Origin of the sequence: Synechococcus sp. R5-15, assembly GCF_047462035.1 — a bacterium.
Classification (GTDB): domain Bacteria; phylum Cyanobacteriota; class Cyanobacteriia; order Thermostichales; family Thermostichaceae; genus Thermostichus.
Genome location: NZ_JANSIK010000085.1, coordinates 1 through 16,889 on the forward strand (window position 1 = coordinate 1; position 16,889 = coordinate 16,889).

Sequence of the window (16,889 nt, forward strand, 5' to 3'; positions counted from 1 at the left end):
GCTGATGGCCTGACCTGACGCTTCAACAGCATTGGTGGATCCCCCAGCTTGGTCTGGGGGATTTTTTTGTTCTCTTTGCTGGGGTGATCTTTCCCAGAGCTTTTCTAGAGTTAAATTGGGGCCATTGCCTCTGTGACTTAGGGATATGGCAATCATTTCTTCTCGGGATACAGGCCAGAACGCTGAGGGCCCCAAGCGGCGGCAGCAAAAGTCTTCAGCCTGGAGAAAAGAAGGCAGAGAGTTGAGCTTTGCTGGGGAAAGGGGAGCGGATCCCTCTGCCCTGTTGCAGCCGCAAGCCCACCCTGGCGAAGCCCAGGAAGAATCCCTGCGCCCGCGCACCCTAGCGGAATATATTGGCCAGACGGAACTTAAAGAAGTGCTCTCCATTGCCATTGCGGCGGCCCGCGCTCGCCAAGAGCCTCTGGATCACCTGCTGTTCTACGGCCCGCCTGGTCTAGGCAAAACCACGGTGGCAGCAGTGCTGGCGGCAGAAATGGGATCCCAGTTCTACATGACCACCGCGCCGGCTTTGGAGAGCCCCCGCGACATTGCCGGGTATTTGGTGCGCTTGAAGCGGGGGGATGTGTTGTTTATTGACGAGATCCACCGCCTGCCCAAGGTTACAGAAGAATTGCTCTATCCGGCGATGGAGGATTTTCGTCTTGATATCACCATTGGCAAAGGTCGCTCTGCTCGCATCACCTCTCTGCCCTTGGAACGCTTTACCCTCATCGGGGCCACAACCCGCATTGGCGCCCTCACTTCTCCGCTGCGGGATCGCTTTGGCCACGTGCAACGGCTGCGCTTTTACGAGCCTCACGAGCTGGTGCAGATCGTGCTGCGCACGGCTCGCCTCTTAAATGTCTCCACCGATCCAGAAGGGGCTGCAGAGATCGCCCGCCGTTCTCGGGGCACGCCCCGCATTGCCAACCGCCTGTTCAAGCGGGTGCGAGATTACGCCCAGGTGCGAGGGGATGGCCACATTAGCCAAGAAGTGGCAGCAGCCGCTCTGGAGCTGTTCCAGGTGGATCCCATGGGTTTGGATTGGATCGATCGCAAGCTGCTGACGGTGCTGGTGGAGCAGTTCGGTGGAGGGCCAGTGGGCTTGGAGACGATGGCCGCGGTGACGGGTGAGGATCCCCAAACCATTGAAGAAGTGTATGAGCCTTATCTGCTGCAGATCGGCTACTTGCAGCGTACACCCCGTGGCCGAGTGGTTACCCCTGCTGCGCTACGGCATCTGGGCTATGAAGCCCAATCCCCCCTGCCTTTGTGGAGCTAACTCGTCTCTCCCCTCACCCCCGACCCCTCTCTCACAAGAAAGAGAGCAGTTGAGAGCCCCATCTAGCTACGGTCATTGCCCACAGGGCTGAAGCTGGGCACCACCAGCTCGCGGTTTTGCTTGGTGAGACGACCGTACAGCTCCTGGGTGTTGGGGAAGTTGGCCGCCGGCAAGGTGGGGAAGCGGCGATAGGGCACCGTGTCTTCGCCGAAGAGATCCCGATACTCCTGGGTGTTCAGCAGGGCGCGCACAAAGGCTTTCACCCCCTGGGTGGCCAAGATCTGGTTGTACTTGCGGATCTCCTGCTGGTTGAGAGGCGCACGGCCCAGGAAGTGCTTGGTGCCCAGCTCGATCACCTTGGTGTTGGGATAGGGGGCATAGAACTCGGAGCGGTACAGCTCGGAACACCCCAGGGCCTCGATGAACTCCTTGACGGTGATCTCGCCGTTGCGCAGCTTGGACTCGGCAGAGCTGAGCTCGGCGCTGATGTTGTAGATGTCCATATCCCGCTCGAAGACCTGCCGGTAGGCGGCGCGGATGAGGTTGTTGACTTCCGCTTTGTTGGCCAGGCTGGTGAGCTTGAAGACAGGGATCTCTTGGCGTACCTTGGGCACCCCCTGCTGGGCCCGCCGCTGGATTTCCAGCTCGCCGGAAGGCATATCCCGAGGCTGACCCAACTTGACAAAGAGAGGGATGTCGTCGTCGGTGCGAATGGGCTTGGTCACTGCCATGTCGGTGGAGCCGGGGCGCATCCGCCGCAGCGCCAGGCCGCCGGGGGTGAGGTAGCGCTCGTAGGGCACGATATCTTCCCCGAAGACCTGCTGGTACTCCTCGCTGTCGAGGATGGCGTCCACGACGGCGTAGAACCCTTGCTTGGAGGCGATGTCAAATAGGCGGTTCATCTCCTGGCGCCCGTAGGTGGGTCGGCCCAGCAGCTTGCGGTGGATAAACTCGATGGCTTTGCAGACATACAAGCTGGACCAGTACTTGTTGCGGAAGAGATCCGACTTGGCCAGTTGGCGAATAAACTCTTTGACAGGAATTTCCCCCGACTCCAGCTTGATCTCCCAACGGGTTAGCCGTTGGCCTTCGTAGGGCATGTAACCGTACACCTGCTGGTAGCAGGCGCGGATCACCGCTTGCGTCGAGACTTCGCTGCCAACAATCCCCGCCCGCACCCCCAGCCGCCGGCTGCGATCGCCGGGAGTTTGGGTGAGCTTGAAGACTTTGGGGCCAAGGCTACCGGGATCCCCCACTGCCTTGGGATTGGTGCGCTCGTTGGTCAGGGCAAAGCCGCGCCGGATGAGGATGCGCTTGACATCCTTGTTGAAGGGGGCGGGGCGGGCGCTGAAGGAACGGGTTTCCTTGGGGAAGATGGCCCCAAATTGGATCTCCAGCGGGTCGTTGCCGGAGCCATAGGCATGCTGATCCGGCAGAGGCCGGTTGTAGCGGGCAAAGAGGGTAATGAACTGGGGCACCTTGCGGCGGGGGGCAGCGTAGGTGTAGAGGTCGAACTTGGCTCCCCAGTTGGCGCTGGTTTGCGCTTCTACCCCCAGCTTGCGCAGGTAGGGTACCGTCTCTTCGCCGAAGTAGTCTCCGTACTCGCGGCTATCCACCAGCGCGTCCACCAGGCCGGCCAGGCCCTTGCTGGAGACGATGGAGAAGTAGGTCTGCACTTCCTCGCGGGTTTCAGGGGCCCGGCCCAGGAAGTGGCGGAAGGCCAGCTCGACAACGCGGCTGTTAATGTAAGGCTCGTAAAACTGCTTGCGATACAGCTCCGATTTGCCCAGGCGGCGAATGAACTCCTTCATGGAGATCTCGCCGTTTTTCACCTTCGACTCCAGGTTGGAAAGCTTGAGGCCGTAGGCGCGGCGGATGTCCCGCTCAAACACCTGTCGATAGGCGGCCTTGATGACTTCTTCTTTCTCGGCGTTGGACAGCCCCGGCTTCATGGCAAAAACGGGAACTTTTTCGGCAGCCAAGTTGTAGATCTGGGGTAGCTGCAGCCCTTGCAGAGGGATCCCGTCGGCGGTGCTGGCATTGCGCTGCCGCAGCTTGTCGGAAGGGGCGGGGGCGATGAACTCGCTCAGCAAGACATCGAAATATTGGTTGATGATGGCAACCGCTTCGGCATCTTTGCGGAAGTAGCCAGCCGCTGCCCGCTTCATCTCTTGAATGGCGACAATGGTGGCCTCGGCGGAGCAGGCGTTTTCGATGATCTCCCGCAGGCCGCGGGTGTTGACGGCGATGATACTGGGATCCCCGGCCACCAGGGCGTAGGTAACGTAGCGCAAAAACCAGCTCAGATCCCGCAGCGATTTGCGCATGTTGGCAGCTCCGTAGCGGGAGATGTTGATGGGGCGGAAATTGGGGGGAATCTCCACACCGCTGGCGCTAAAGATGTTGCGGATGGCCTCAATGAATCCGCCGGTGGATTCCACGTAGAAGGCAGTACCCAGCTTGAAGGCTTCTTTCTCGTCTTGGGTCGCTTCTGGCCGCTCCAGATAGGCCATGGGCGAGCCCCCTGTGAAGATGCGGTTGGCTGCCCGGCTGACGATGATTTCCGAATTGGCCGCAATGACCTCGGCAATCTCTAGCCGTTTCAGGCCGCTGGAGAAAAAGTCCTCGAGGCGATCCAGCTCGGTGCGTCCCAGATAGCGATCCTGCTGTTCCGCCTGGGAGATGGTCGATACAGGCACGGTTTGGTAGAGACGGGGGTTGGAAACGACTGCGCCAGCGGATACGTTGATACCCATCGATCTTTTAAACTCCGTTTTGATCGAAAAAACTGCCGACAAAGGCCGAGGACAGTGCCATCGAAGGGGGTGAAGAGGCTGACCCACGACTGGAGGAGCATCCCTCTCTGAGCTGAGAAGGATCGATGCCCGATCCCTGAGGGGGAAGCCAAGCCTAGAATACTAGGGGCACGGGCCCAGAGTGGGGAGGTTGTTGCAGTTTGTAACACTGTTTCTCATCCACAAAGACATGGCTCTCAACCCAGCTCTACCCTCCCATCTGTTGTCTTCCGCTTTTCTCCTTGAGGATTGGGAGCAGGGACATTACGAACGCGTTACCCAGGTTTTACAGCAACAGCTCGAGCAGGGATCCCCCTCTCCAGAGCTGTATTGGGAGCTGGGAGCCGCCTATCTCCTGCTGGGTCGGGAACTGGAGGCGCAGCTGGTGTGGCAAGAGGGCTTGGCGATGCTGCAAGCGGGGGGGGTGGCCGAATCCGAGGCCGTCTACCACCTGCTGAGGAGCTTGCAGGCTTTGGCGGAAAGCCTGTGGGAGAAGGGCCATTGGCCGCAGGCAGCAGCTCTGTATCGGCAGCTTCTGGAGTTGGGGGATGGGCTTTCTGGGCTGGAGCTGTCTTCTGGCCAGGCTTTGGCTGCTCACCGCATTGGCCTGACCCAAGAGCGGAGCCGGCTGTGGGCTGCGGCAGCGGAGTGGTTTGAGCGGGCTTGCCAGCAGGATCCGACGGCGGCAGAGAGTTTTTGGCGCTGGGGCTTGGCCCTGATGAAGCTGGGCCGTTTGCGAGAGGCGATTTCCCCTCTGCAGGAGGCTGCGCGGCTGCGCCCTGAGTGGGGGGATCCCTGGGTACAGATGGGCCTGGCGTGGCTGGATCTGCAGGATCCAGTTCAGGCTGTGCGGTGTTTCCAGGCGGCTGAGGCGCGGGGCACCGGGACAGCGCAGCTCTACAGCTACTGGGCGGAAGCGGAAGTGCGGTTGGCTCACCCTGAGGCGGCTTGGGAGAAGGTTTGCCGAGCGGTGGCAGCGGAACGGAATTGGGTGCAGGCGTGGTGCGAGGGCAGTGGCAGAGAAAGCCCTCTGCGGTCTGGACTGGAGCAGGCATGCAGGGGAGAGGGATCTGCGAGGATCCCCGATTTCCTGTATTCGGCTTGGCGGCAGCGTTGGGCTCCAGAAGGCGTTGCCCTTCAAGCGGACTCTTTTTACCAGAACACCCCCCCTACAACCGACTTCTGGCCGGTGCCAACCCAGGGTTACCTCACCACCCGGCAGTGGCATCAGGCCACGGGCGAAGGGGACTACCAACTGCTGGATCCAGGGGGGGTTCTCTGTCTAAAAGCGCCCCCTGCGGCTGATCCCGCCATTTTGCAAAAGTTGCGCCCGCAGCGCATCCCCTTGGCAGAGACCTTTGTCGCCCAGATCCCCCGAGGATCCGTCCACGTGGGCCACTATCCCCGCCACCTCTACGCCAGCTTTGCCAGCGGGGTGCTCACCCGCCGGGGAGAATTGCTCGCCGATCTGTCCCTGAGCTTGCCGCCGCCGGAGTTCCTCGACTGGGACTACAGGCCAGATCACCTGCGACACCACCCCCTGCTGGGCTTGCCCCATCTCCCCCCACCGATCCCACTGGATGGCCCCGTTGCCCTTTTGCCCTTGGGGGCAGTTAATTACTTTCACTGGATGGTGGATATTTTGCCTGCCTTGGATATCCTGCGGCGGTCGGGCGCCCTGGAAAAGGACATTCCCATCTTGATCCACGGGTATCAGGGAAAACCCTTTCAGGTGCAGAGCTTGGCCACCCTGGGGATCCCAGCCGAGCGCATCCTCAGCTTTGAGCAGTTGGGGGGATCCCATCTGCAAGCCCAGAACCTGATCGTGCCCTCGGCAGGCGCTCCGGTGGGGTGTTTGACGCCCAGGGGATTGGAGGTGCTGCGGCAACTGGCCCAGCCGAGTTTCTCCATCGACCCCCTGCAGCCGCGGCGGATTTACATCAGCCGTCGGTCTGCCCGCTGGCGGCGGGTGATCAACGAAGCGGAGGTGCTGGCCTGCTTGCGCCCCTGGGGATTTGTACCGGTGCAGATGGAAACCCTCTCTCTTCCCGAGCAAATAGCCCTGATGCAGGGGGCAGAGGCGGTGATCGGGATCCACGGGGCGGGCCTAACCAACCTCGCCTTTTGTCCACCCGGCACCACCGTCATCGAGATCTTGCCCAGCAATGCAGTGCTTCCCTATTTTTGGAGTATTGCTCAGGTGGCAGGGCTAAGGTATTTCCCCTTGGTGGCGCCTGTTTGCGATCCGGCTTTGGTGGCTCTTCTTTCCAGCCCCGATTTGGATCGAGAAGATGCCTGGGCTCGGATCCCGGACTTGCTGAATGTGCTGGAACAGACAGGGATCAAGGGATGATGGGATCGGAGGGACTCGAACCCTCACGTTCTTGAGGAACAACGGATTTTAAGTCCGTAGCGTCTACCATTCCGCCACGATCCCAATCTGTCGGCAATAGCCGTACTACTCTACCAAACTGCTTGCCTTGGGGGGGCAAGTCTTTAAGTTGGTTCACCCAGCCCTGCAGTGGAGGGTATGAAGTAGGGGATTGCTGCCCCTGCTGATGGGATCCCTGCTGTGCCCGCTGGCTTGAAGCTCCTACAACTTCTCTTTCAAAAAAACGTTGGCCACCCAGATCCCCACCACCGCCAAGGCGGCCATCCCATAAAAGGTATAGCTATAGCTGCCCAGCCTATCGCGAATTTGCCCCGCGATCATCGTTCCCACCAAGGCCCCAACTCCATAGGCGGTAAACACAATGCCGTAGTTCTGGGCGTAGCGTTCGGGATCAAACAAGCGCAGGGTCAGGGCGGGAGCCATGGCCAGCCACCCCCCCAGGCAAAACCAAAGCAAGGAAAAAGTTACCCAGTAGGCCAGAAGGGATCCCTGAGGAGGCAGGAGCATTAGCCCACAGGCCAGCAGGATCAGCCCATAGGAGCCCGTAGTGACCTGATGGGGATGTAATCGATCGGCCAACCAGCCAAACAGAGGACGGCTGAGCCCGTTGAAAATAGCGAAGAGAGCCACGCTGTTGGCAGCCGCAGGGGGATCCAGGCCGATCAGCTCTTCCCCCACAGGACCAGAAATCCCAATGGCGCTTAAACCAACCAGGGTGCCGATGGCGTAGCAGATCCACAGGCCATAGAAGGAGGGGTTCCTCAGCAGAGGGAGAGAGCGCCGAGAAGTCAACGGAGAGCGATCTGGGCCATTCGTGGATTTTCTTGGAAAAGATGGGGAAGGGATCCAATCGGGGGGAGGAAATCTCAGTTGGGTTGCGATCCCCAAGATCACCGCTGCAAAGAGGATCCCCAAAATCAGCAGCGTAGGTCGAACCCCCAGCGCCTCGATCAAGCGGTTGGCTAGAGGAGCGGTAAGCAGGGGGGATAGGCCAAAGCCGATAATGGTGGACCCCACCGCCAATCCCTTGCAATCGGGAAACCAACGGGCTGCCACGGCCATCGGCACCCCATAGGCAACCCCTACTCCGCTACCGGCAATCACCCCATAGCAGAGGGTGATCCACCCAATAGAAGGGGCAAAGCTAGCCAGCCCATAGCCCAAACCCACCAAGCTGCCCCCCAGAGCCAGTACTCGGCGGGATCCCCAGCGGGGGATGACAAACCCTGTGATGGGCATGAGGGTAGCGTAGAACACGAGGGCAACCGTGTAGGGCAGCAGGCTCTCACTGGCCCCAATCCCCAGCTCTGTTTCCAGGGGCTTGCGGAAAATGCTCCAGGAATAGACGGTTCCCAAGCAAAGAAGAACCAGGAGCCCCTGGAGGATGAAAAGCCATCTCCCCATATGGGCCGGTTGTCCATACAAAGTAACGGGGAATCCAACCCTTTTCATGGGTATCTAGAGCTTGTTGGAGCTGAGTTCAACCCATTCTCTCAGCCCTTTCGGGGATAGGCCAACAGAATTTTTAGCCAACCGTTGGCTAGAGGCGTTTGGCCTCTACTGTCTTGGGCAGAGACAAAGGCTCCGGCAGCTCCGGGATGGACAATTCCCAACCGTTGCTCAGGGTGAAAATGGTTTCCCCGGCCTCTGAACGGGTGGCCACAACCGATTCTTCCAGATCTTTTTTGGGAACGTAGACCATCAAATGCCCGTAGGCACTTTCGTGCAGGATGACTTTCATAGCCCTTTCTCCACAAGTTCCAGCTCTTGGGCACGGCACCCCACCACCAAGCCTTTGGCCAAGCAGTGGACGGCATAGACGTAAAACCGTTGTAGAAAGGTGCCAATGGAAATCACGTAACCTTCGTCGCCGGGAACGGCTAAGATTTTTCCCACCGGCTGGCCGAAGAAGGTGCCATCGTTGCGGATGACCTTACGGATGCGGACTTTGTCGCCCAGCTCAAATTGGGGAGGGCGATCCAGCTCCAGTTCGTCGCTCATGGGGTACCTCCTGTGATTTCTGCCAACACTCGACAAAGCTCTTGGCGGGTTAGGCTGCGGCCTACTTGGCGTGCCCGTCGAGACACGGCTGCCAAAATGGCCTGAGATTTGGAAGTTTCCTTTCCGGACAAGCGGTTAGACAACATCGGGATGGCTTTCCTCTGGGATGGGTTCTGGAGTGTGTTGCGCCCATTGCGTCAGCGTTGCGCGGCAATAACGGGCCAGTTCCGCCGGTGGGATCGGATGCTTGCAGTGGGTGACGTGCTGCCGCACCTGTTCCAGGAGCTTTTCCAGTTGGCCAGGTGGGATCTGCTCGACAGGGATCCCCTGTTCCTTGAGGATCTGGAGCAGCAAATGCCTGCCGGAGTGTTTGCCCAACACCAGCCGCCGCTGGCTGCCCACGGCTTCTGGTGGGAAAGGCTCATAGGTCTGGGGATCCCGTAGCACCCCTGCAGCGTGAATGCCCGACTCGTGGGCAAAGGCGTTGTCGCCAACGATGGCCTTCCAGGGGGGGAGGGGAGCACCGCTGGCCCGTACCACCTGTTGAGACAGCTCCCGCAGACGGCAGGTATCCACCCCAACATCGATCCCCAAGGTGTAGCGCAAAGCCATCACCACCTCTTCCAGGGGGGCATTGCCGGCCCGTTCCCCCAAGCCGTTGACGGTGGTGTTCACCGACTGAGCGCCGGCGCGGATTCCGGCCAAGGCATTGGCAGTGGCCATGCCCAGGTCGTCGTGGGTATGCATCTCCACAGGGATATCGATGGCCCGCACCAGACGGCGAATCTGCTTGTAGGTGCTAAAAGGATCCAAAACGCCCACCGTATCGCAGTAGCGGAAGCGCCGACAGCCCCAGCTCTGGGCCATTTGGGCCAGCTCGATGACCTGATCCAGGGAGGTGCGGCTGGCATCTTCTGCCCCCACCGAGACCCACAGCCCCTGCTCCAAGGCCATCTCCACGCATTGGCGCAACTGTCGCAGCAGCCGAGGGCGATCCCCTTGGAACTTGGCAGCGATTTGCCGATCCGAGACCGGCACGGAGATGTGGATCCGCTTGAGGCCGCAACGAATAGAGGCGAGGATATCGCTGGGCACAGCCCGGTTCCAGCCCAGCAGCTGAGCCCGCAGCCCCAGGCTGAGCATGGCGCGAATGGCTTCCGTTTCCACAGCGCCCATGGCCGGGATCCCCACCTCGATCTCGGGCACGCCAATGGCATCCAAGAGGGCAGCAATGGAGATTTTCTCGGGGATTTGGAAGGCTACCCCTGCCGCTTGCTCCCCATCGCGTAGGGTGGTGTCGTTGATGGTGATAGAGGAATTCATGGGATCCATCCTCCAAGACCTACGGCCCGCCTAGGCAATCGGTAACCGTCGATGGTGCTCCGCACCGCTAGCGGGACCCCGGTTGCGTCAGGGCAATCATGTCCAGGGTAGAAAGCTCAACCAAGTTGCCGCAGAATTCATCAGATTCCTGTAAGGCTTGGCTGTTCCTCTTAGCGGGGTGGAGTCTTTGGAGCAGGGGATCCTTGACAAAGTCCGACAAAGTCCGGCCTTTGGGATCCCGCTGCTCTGGCCATCAACGAATTAAGTCGAAGGAGATGTCGGTTTTGCCGGGGATGATGCTGCGCCGATCGGCCTCATCCAGAAGGGTGTTGACAATCCAGTTAAGGAGGTTGAGCGCCCCCACATAGCCATAGGTGGGATAGCGATGCAGATGGTGGCGGTCGAAGATGGGGTAGCCGATGCGCACCAAAGGCGTGCCCGTATCCCGCCACAGGTATTTGCCGTAGGAATTGCCGATCAGCAGATCCACCGGCTCGGTGAACATCAGAGAGCGCAGATGCCAGAGATCCTTGCCCCCCCAGACGGTTGCCCCCTGTCCATAGGGACTGGAGGCCAGCAGTGCCCGCGCCTCGGCTTCGAACTCCTCGTTGCTGTTGGTCACCACCACATGGATCGGCTCGGCCCCCAGCTCCAGCAACAGGCTGAGCAAGCCCATCACCAGATCCGGATCCCCGTACAGGGCCACCCGCTTGCCGTGGATCCAGGCTTGGGAGTCGGTGAAAGCATCCACCGCCCGGCCCCGCTCGATCTCCAGCTCGGGGGGAATGGGCTTGCCGGTTAGCTGAGATAGCTGCATCAAAAACTCATCCGTGCCCCGAATACCCACTGGCCGCGCCGTCAGGGTGGGCCGACCCGAGGCCTCTGCTAGAAACTCCAGGGTCTTGGGCGTGGTGTAGCGCTGGAAGGAAAAAGTAGCCTCGGCGTTGAGGCATTGGGCAGCCGCCTCCAAAGGGGTTCCGCCGGGATACATGTGGAAAGTGCCGTCGTTGGGCGAATCCAAATAGTCGGAGTTGTCCGCCAGCAAAGTCAGCGGGATCCCGAATAAGCCGAAGATGCGCTTGATCTCCCGCAAGTTGCCCATGTAGGTATCGAAACCGGGGATGACGTTGATGTAGCCATTGCTACCCGTGCGGCCCACCGGCTCGGTGAGGGTGCTGAGAATGCTCTTGAGCATGTTGTCATAGCCGGTGATGTGGGATCCCACAAAGCTTGGCGTGTGGGCATAGGGCACCGGGAAGTCGCGGGAAATCACTCCCTCATTTCTGGCCGTGGTGATGAAGGCCCCCAGGTCATCCCCGATCACCTCTGCCATGCAGGTGGTGCACACGGCGATCATCTTGGGTTTGTAGAGGGTGTAAGCGTTTTCCAGTCCCTCGATCAGGTTTTTGAGGCCGCCAAACACCGCCGCATCTTCCGTCATCGAGGTGGAGACCGCCGAAAAGGGCTCCTTAAAGTGGCGGGTGAGATGGGTGCGAAAATAGGCCACGCACCCCTGGGATCCATGGACGAAGGGCAAAGTTCCCTCGAAGCCGACAGCGGCGAAGATGGCCCCCAAGGGTTGGCAGGCTTTGGCGGGGTTTACCGTCAGGGCCTCCCGTTGAAAGTTCTTCTCCCGGTATTCCCAAGATTTTGTCCATTCGGCCACCCGGGCCACTTCTTCCGGGGAAGGGAGATCTTCAAAAGTTTGCTTGCACTGCAGAAGCGCCTGATATTCCGGATCTTGAAACAGGCGGGCGTGATCTTTGATGTCTTGGATATCTTGCGGCATGGTCGGTCTCCTAATGAGGGGCAGGGGAAGGAAGGGCCGTTGGCGTCTGGGATCCCGGCGGCAAGCTAGGATTTCCAGGGGGCTTTGACCAGATCCCAGGTGGGGCTATTCAAGGCCAGATCCATATCGCGGGCGAACACGGCAAAGCCGTCGTAGCCGTGGTAGGGGCCGGAGTAGTCCCAAGAGTGCATCTGGCGGAAGGGCAAAGCCATCTTTTGAAAGACGTACTTCTCCTTGATGCCGGAGGCGATGAGATCTGGCTTCAACCTCTTGGCAAATTCTTCAAACTCGTAGCCGGACACGTCATCGTAGATGAGGGTGCCATCGTCGATGTACTGGGTGGTGCGCTTGTAGTCGTCGCCGTGGCCGAATTCGTAGCCGGTGGCAATCACCTCCATGCCCAGCTCCCGGAAGGCCGGGATGACGTGGCGGGGCCGCAGTCCGCCCACCATCAGCATCACCCGCTTGCCCTCCAGGCGGGGACGGTACTTGGCAATGATGGCCTCGCTCTGGGGCTTGTACTTGGCGATCACCTGCTCCGCCTTGGCCTGAATGGTCTCGTCGAACCGCTGGGCGATGGCCCGCAGCGACTTGGCAATTTGGGTAGGGCCAAAGAAATTGAACTCCAGCCAGGGGATCCCGTAGGCTTCCTCCATGTGGCGGCAGATGTAGTTCATGGAGCGGTAGCAGTGGATGAGATTCAGCTTCACCCGAGGGGCAAGCAGCATCTCGTTCCAGGTGCCATCGCCGGAAAACTGGGTCACTACCCGCAGGCCCATCTCCTCCAGCAAAATCCGGGAAGACCAAGCGTCGCCGCCGATGTTGTAGTCCCCAATCAGGGCCACATCATAAGGGCCGGGCTCAAAGTTGAGGGATCCCTCCTTGGCTTTCTTGTCGGCAATGGGCAGAACCCAGTCCCGCACTGTATCGTTGGCGATGTGGTGGCCCAGGGACTGGGAGACCCCCCGAAAGCCTTCGCAGCGCACCGGTACCACCGGCTTGCCAATTTCTTTGGAAACTCTCTTGGCCACCGCCTCGATGTCATCCCCAATTAGGCCAACGGGGCATTCGGACTGGATGGTAATGCCTTTGGCCAAGGGGAAGAGTTCGCTGGCTTCCACCAAGAGTTTGGCCAGTTTTTTGTCCCCCCCGAACACCACATCTCGCTCCTGAAAATCGGAGGTGAACTGCATGGTAACGAAGGTATCTACCCCGGTTGTGCCGACGTAGTAATTGCGCCTTCCCGACCAGGAGTAGTAGCCGCAGCCCACGGGGCCATGGCTGAGGTGGATCATGTCTTTGACCGGCCCCCACACCACCCCCTTGGAACCGGCATAGGCACAGCCGCGAGTGGTCATGACGCCGGGGATCGACTTGATGTTGGACTTTACTCCGCAATCCGTTTTGCCCTTGTCGTAGACGTTGAGGTGTTTGGCTCGCTTTTGCTTGGCCTTTTCCGGATAGGTTTCCAGAACTTCTGCAATAACTTTTCGGTTTTCCTCTTTGAGGGCGCTTTTTGGAGTAGTCATGGGAAGAGCCTCATCTACTGGATTTTTTTGAGAAAGAAACTAGGGGGAACCGAGGGCCGAGGGAGGAAGGGATCCACCCCCAGCCCATCTTTAAGTTCACACTGGGGCCAACTCTTTTTCGGTTTTGCCGATGAGGTGGGCGATTTTCTGGTCGTCGTCCAAAACGCCGAACTCTATCAACAACTGTTCCAGCTCATCCATAGAGATGGGGGTGGGGATCCTCAGATCCGTGTTGTTGATGATCTTTTTGGCCAAGGCCCGATACTCGTCAGCTTGGTTGCAGTCGGGGGAGTACTCGATCACCGTCATGCGGCGCAATTCTGCGTGCTGAACCACATTGTCGCGGGGGATGAAGTGCAGCATTTTGGTGTTGAGCTTTTCGGCCAGAGCTTCGATCAGCTCGATCTCGCGATCCACTTTGCGGCTGTTGCAGATCAAGCCACCCAAGCGCACGCCGCCGGAGTAGGCGTATTTCAGCACGCCGCGGGCGATGTTGTTGGCCGCATACATGGCCATCATTTCGCCGGAGCAAACAATGTAGATCTCTTGGGCCTTGCCCTCCCGAATGGGCATGGCAAAACCGCCGCAGACCACGTCCCCCAGCACGTCGTAGCAGACAAAGTCCAGATCCTCGTAGGCTCCGTTTTCTTCCAAGAAATTGATGGCGGTGATGATGCCTCGTCCGGCACAGCCAACACCAGGCTCGGGGCCACCGGATTCCACGCAGCGCACCCCTCGGTAGCCGGTGAGCACCACTTCTTCCAGCTCCACGTCTTCTACGGATCCCCGCTCAGCAGCCAGGTGAAGGACGGTGGTCTGGGCTTTGCAGTGCAACATGAGGCGGGTGGAATCGGCCTTCGGGTCGCAGCCGACGATCATGATCCGCTGCCCCAATTCGGCCATACCGGCAACGGTATTCTGACAGGTGGTGGATTTGCCGATACCGCCTTTGCCGTAGAATGCAATTTGTCTCATGGTTCAGTTCTCCTAATGAAGACTTGAGGAAAAACTTGAGGGCGACTTAAGGGTTAGAAATCTCTTGCCAATGGGCGCAACTGGTCGCATTAGCGAGACGGGATCCTTACTGCAAAGGATTTCAGCTCGCGGGAAGGCAGCCTTGGATCCCTTGGAATCCAAAAGCAAACCGGTTGAACGGTGGGGCTCTCCCGAATCGAGGCAGGAGATGGGGGAAGCGACGGGGAGTAACAGTGGGGCAGATCATAGGGCTCTCAGGCTTATCGAGAATGGGGAACTAGAGGGCATGCACGGTTAAAGTGGGCCACACCTGTTCTTGCAGGCGGGTTTCGATGAGCAACCGCAGGGTGTTTTGCTGGCTGGGGCAGGTGGTGCAGGATCCCTTGAGGCGCACCCACACCTGATCCCCTTCCAGGTCGTACAGCTCCACATCGCCGCCATCGGCCAACAGCAGCGGGCGAACTTCCTCCTCCAGGACGGCCTGAATGCGGGCGATCTTTTGCAAGGTGGTGAGGGGAGAGGGAGCAGCGGGAGAGGGCTCTGTCTGGTTTTGGGAGTTCCCTTTTGAATTTCTTGAATCTTCTGAAGGGGTTGCGTCAGTCTCGGCCAGAACGGCGGCGATCAGGTCTTCAATCTGGGCCAGGCAGGAACCACAGCCACCACCCGCTTTGCTGTAGGCTGTTACTTCCTCAGCGGAGGTGAGGTGGTTTTCCCGGATCAAGCGGCGGATCTTTTGCTCGCTGACGCCAAAGCAGGAGCAGACCAAAGCGCTGTCATCATCCGTGTGGTCAGGCAGAGGAAGGCCGCGATAGCTGTAGATGGCTGCCTCCAGAGCCTCTTGCCCCATCACCGAGCAGTGCATCTTGGCGGGGGGCAGGCCGCCTAGGTAGTCAGCGATTTGGCGGTTGTCGATCCGCAGGGCTTCATCCAGAGTGAGGCCGGTGATTAGCTCCGTCAGGGCCGAGGAAGAGGCAATGGCGCTGGTGCAGCCGAAGGTTTGGAAGCTGGCAGCCAAGATGCGCTCGCTGGCCTCGTCCACCTTTAAGTAGAGCCGCAGGGCATCGCCGCAGGTGATGCTGCCCACTTCTCCCACCACCACCCGAACACCAGGCTCGGAGCTGGGATCCATTGGCCCTTGGTTTTTGGGGTGGTAGAAGAGTTCCAAAACTTTTTCGCTGTAGTCCCACATGGCTGGATCCTGAGTTGAGGATGCTAACGGTCGAGCGAAGATGAGTTTGAGCCGGGCGGTCAGCGGTGAGCCAGTTCCCGCTCCTGCTGTTGCAGCCAGTCTTCCGCCTCGTGGCTGAAGGGGGAGATGGCCCGCAAATGCTCGATGATCCCCGGCAAAACCTCCAGCACCCGCTCCACCTCTGCCGGCTGGGTAAAGCGGGAGAGGCTGAAGCGGATCGAGCCGTGCAAAACGGTGTAGGGCAGGCGCATGGCCCGCAGCACATGGGAGGGTTCCAGGGATCCCGAGGTGCAGGCGGAGCCGGAGGAGGCGCAGATGCCGTATTTGTTCAGCCAGAAGAGGATCGCTTCCCCTTCCACGAACTTGAAGCCCAGGTTGGTGGTGTTGGGCAGCCGCCGGGTGGGGTGGCCGTTAACCTGGATATCCGGGATCCGCTGCAGCAAGCCCTGCTCCAGGCGATCCCGCAGCAGCCGCTCATGGGGATCCCCCAGGTGGGCTTGGGCCAGCTCAGCCGCTTTGCCCAGGGCGATGATGCCCGGCACATTTTCCGTCCCGGCGCGGCGGCCTCGCTCCTGATGCCCTCCCAGCAGCAACGGACGGAAGCGCAAGCCCCGCCGCACATAGAGAGCGCCGATCCCCTTGGGGGCATGCAGCTTGTGCCCGGAAAGGGTGAGGAGATCCACCGGCAGGCGCTGCAGATCGAGGGGGATTTTGCCCACCGCCTGCACTGCGTCCACATGGACAACAGCCCCATAGCTGCGAGCCAGGGATCCCACCGCCTCGATGGGGAAAAGCACGCCCGTCTCGTTGTTGGCGGCCATGCAGCTCACCAGGGCAGTATCGCCGGTCAGGGCTGCTTCCAACTCCAGCAAGTCCAGGCAGCCTTGCTCATCCACCGAGAGGTAGGTGACGCGGTAGCCTTGTTTTTCCAGGTGCTTGCAGACGTTGAGCACCGAGGCGTGCTCTACCTGCGTGGTGATGATGTGGCGCTTCTGGGGTTGGGCTGCCAAGGCTGCATAAATGGCCGTGGTGTTGCCTTCGGTGCCGCCACTGGTGAAGACGATCTCCGTCGGGTCGGCTCCCAGAAGGGCTGCCACCTGTTCGCGGGCTTGGTTGAGGGCACGCCCCACCTGGCCGCCAAAACTGTGCATCGAGGAGGGGTTACCGTAGAAGGTCTGCAAATAGGGCAGCATCGCCTCCAGAACCAGGGGATCCACAGCGGTGGTGGCGTTGTTGTCCAGGTAGATCACAGGGTTCATACAGGCTCCGAATCGATACAAGGTAGGGGTTGGGCAACGTTAAACGGCTTGCGGAGCGTGGGAATGGCACTGCTTTGGGCAAATGCGGGCGCAAGCCTGACAGCCGATGCAGAGGGCGGCATTGAGGATGGTCATCACTTTGCGCTCACTTTCTTCTTCCTCTTCGTTGTCGACAAACTCGCCGTCTTCGTTGAGGGCTCTGAGGGCAAACACACCCCGGCCACAGACTTTGAGGCAACGGCTACAGCCGAGGCAGCGGCTGATATCCAGGCTTTCGATAAACTGTGGGATCCAGGGCAGTCCGCCTTTGGTGAGAGCAGTTACAGTAGCCATGGCCAAGCTCCAAAGCGAGATT

At 59.8% G+C, this 16,889-nt stretch carries 13 protein-coding genes and 1 tRNA gene; 2 read left to right on the forward strand and 12 right to left on the reverse strand.

Features of this window, described 5'->3' with window-relative positions:
• The first annotated feature begins 145 nt into the window (after window positions 1-145).
• On the forward strand, window positions 146-1,282 hold the full coding sequence (gene ruvB / locus NW839_RS07850) for a Holliday junction branch migration DNA helicase RuvB (protein ID WP_011430641.1): 1,137 nt from the start codon (window positions 146-148) through the stop codon (window positions 1,280-1,282).
• 62 nt (window positions 1,283-1,344) lie between these two features.
• Here ruvB and NW839_RS07855 read toward each other — a convergent pair whose 3' ends face one another.
• Window positions 1,345-4,038 (reverse strand): phycobilisome rod-core linker polypeptide, encoded by a 2,694-nt coding sequence (locus NW839_RS07855; protein WP_414351557.1) that lies wholly within the window; start codon window positions 4,036-4,038, stop codon window positions 1,345-1,347.
• Between the two features lie 193 nt (window positions 4,039-4,231).
• On the opposite strand from NW839_RS07855, the gene NW839_RS07860 reads away from it, so the two are divergent.
• Window positions 4,232-6,430: a glycosyltransferase 61 family protein gene (locus NW839_RS07860; RefSeq protein WP_414351559.1), complete on the forward strand. Its 2,199-nt coding sequence runs from the start codon at window positions 4,232-4,234 to the stop codon at window positions 6,428-6,430.
• Here NW839_RS07860 and NW839_RS07865 read toward each other — a convergent pair.
• The 11 genes from NW839_RS07865 to fdxB all read right to left on the reverse strand — a co-directional run bounded on the left by NW839_RS07865 (window position 6,431) and on the right by fdxB (window position 16,867).
• Window positions 6,431-6,514: transfer RNA gene (locus tag NW839_RS07865), tRNA-Leu, on the reverse strand.
• 156 nt (window positions 6,515-6,670) lie between these two features.
• Window positions 6,671-7,825 carry an OFA family MFS transporter gene (locus NW839_RS07870; RefSeq protein ID WP_414351562.1) on the reverse strand — a complete coding sequence of 385 codons (1,155 nt, stop codon included), beginning with the start codon at window positions 7,823-7,825 and terminating at the stop codon, window positions 6,671-6,673.
• 184 nt (window positions 7,826-8,009) lie between these two features.
• A complete protein-coding gene (nifT, locus tag NW839_RS07875) occupies window positions 8,010-8,210 on the reverse strand; it encodes a putative nitrogen fixation protein NifT (RefSeq protein ID WP_011430645.1) in 201 nt (66 codons plus the stop codon).
• Window positions 8,207-8,470, reverse strand: coding sequence for a nitrogen fixation protein NifZ (locus NW839_RS07880; protein ID WP_011430646.1), 264 nt, complete (start codon window positions 8,468-8,470; stop codon window positions 8,207-8,209). The genes nifT and NW839_RS07880 overlap by 4 nt, the downstream gene beginning before the upstream one ends.
• 135 nt (window positions 8,471-8,605) lie before the next feature.
• Window positions 8,606-9,793, reverse strand: coding sequence for a homocitrate synthase (gene nifV / locus NW839_RS07885; RefSeq protein ID WP_414351564.1), 1,188 nt, complete (start codon window positions 9,791-9,793; stop codon window positions 8,606-8,608).
• Window positions 9,794-10,046: 253 nt separating this feature from the next.
• Complete coding sequence (gene nifK / locus NW839_RS07890) at window positions 10,047-11,582, reverse strand: nitrogenase molybdenum-iron protein subunit beta (RefSeq protein WP_414351567.1); 1,536 nt, start codon at window positions 11,580-11,582, stop codon at window positions 10,047-10,049.
• A gap of 65 nt (window positions 11,583-11,647) precedes the next feature.
• On the reverse strand, window positions 11,648-13,111 hold the full coding sequence (gene nifD / locus NW839_RS07895; RefSeq protein WP_099813105.1) for a nitrogenase molybdenum-iron protein alpha chain: 1,464 nt from the start codon (window positions 13,109-13,111) through the stop codon (window positions 11,648-11,650).
• 96 nt (window positions 13,112-13,207) lie between these two features.
• Complete coding sequence (gene nifH, locus NW839_RS07900; RefSeq protein ID WP_011430651.1) at window positions 13,208-14,086, reverse strand: nitrogenase iron protein; 879 nt, start codon at window positions 14,084-14,086, stop codon at window positions 13,208-13,210.
• Between the two features lie 277 nt (window positions 14,087-14,363).
• Window positions 14,364-15,275 (reverse strand): Fe-S cluster assembly protein NifU, encoded by a 912-nt coding sequence (gene nifU / locus NW839_RS07905; RefSeq protein ID WP_414351570.1) that lies wholly within the window; start codon window positions 15,273-15,275, stop codon window positions 14,364-14,366.
• A 59-nt stretch (window positions 15,276-15,334) separates the two neighbouring features.
• Window positions 15,335-16,534, reverse strand: a complete 1,200-nt coding sequence (gene nifS / locus NW839_RS07910) for a cysteine desulfurase NifS (protein WP_414351572.1) — start codon at window positions 16,532-16,534, stop codon at window positions 15,335-15,337.
• A gap of 39 nt (window positions 16,535-16,573) precedes the next feature.
• Window positions 16,574-16,867, reverse strand: a complete 294-nt coding sequence (gene fdxB, locus NW839_RS07915) for a ferredoxin III, nif-specific (protein ID WP_011432079.1) — start codon at window positions 16,865-16,867, stop codon at window positions 16,574-16,576.
• Between the last annotated feature and the right edge of the window lie 22 nt (window positions 16,868-16,889).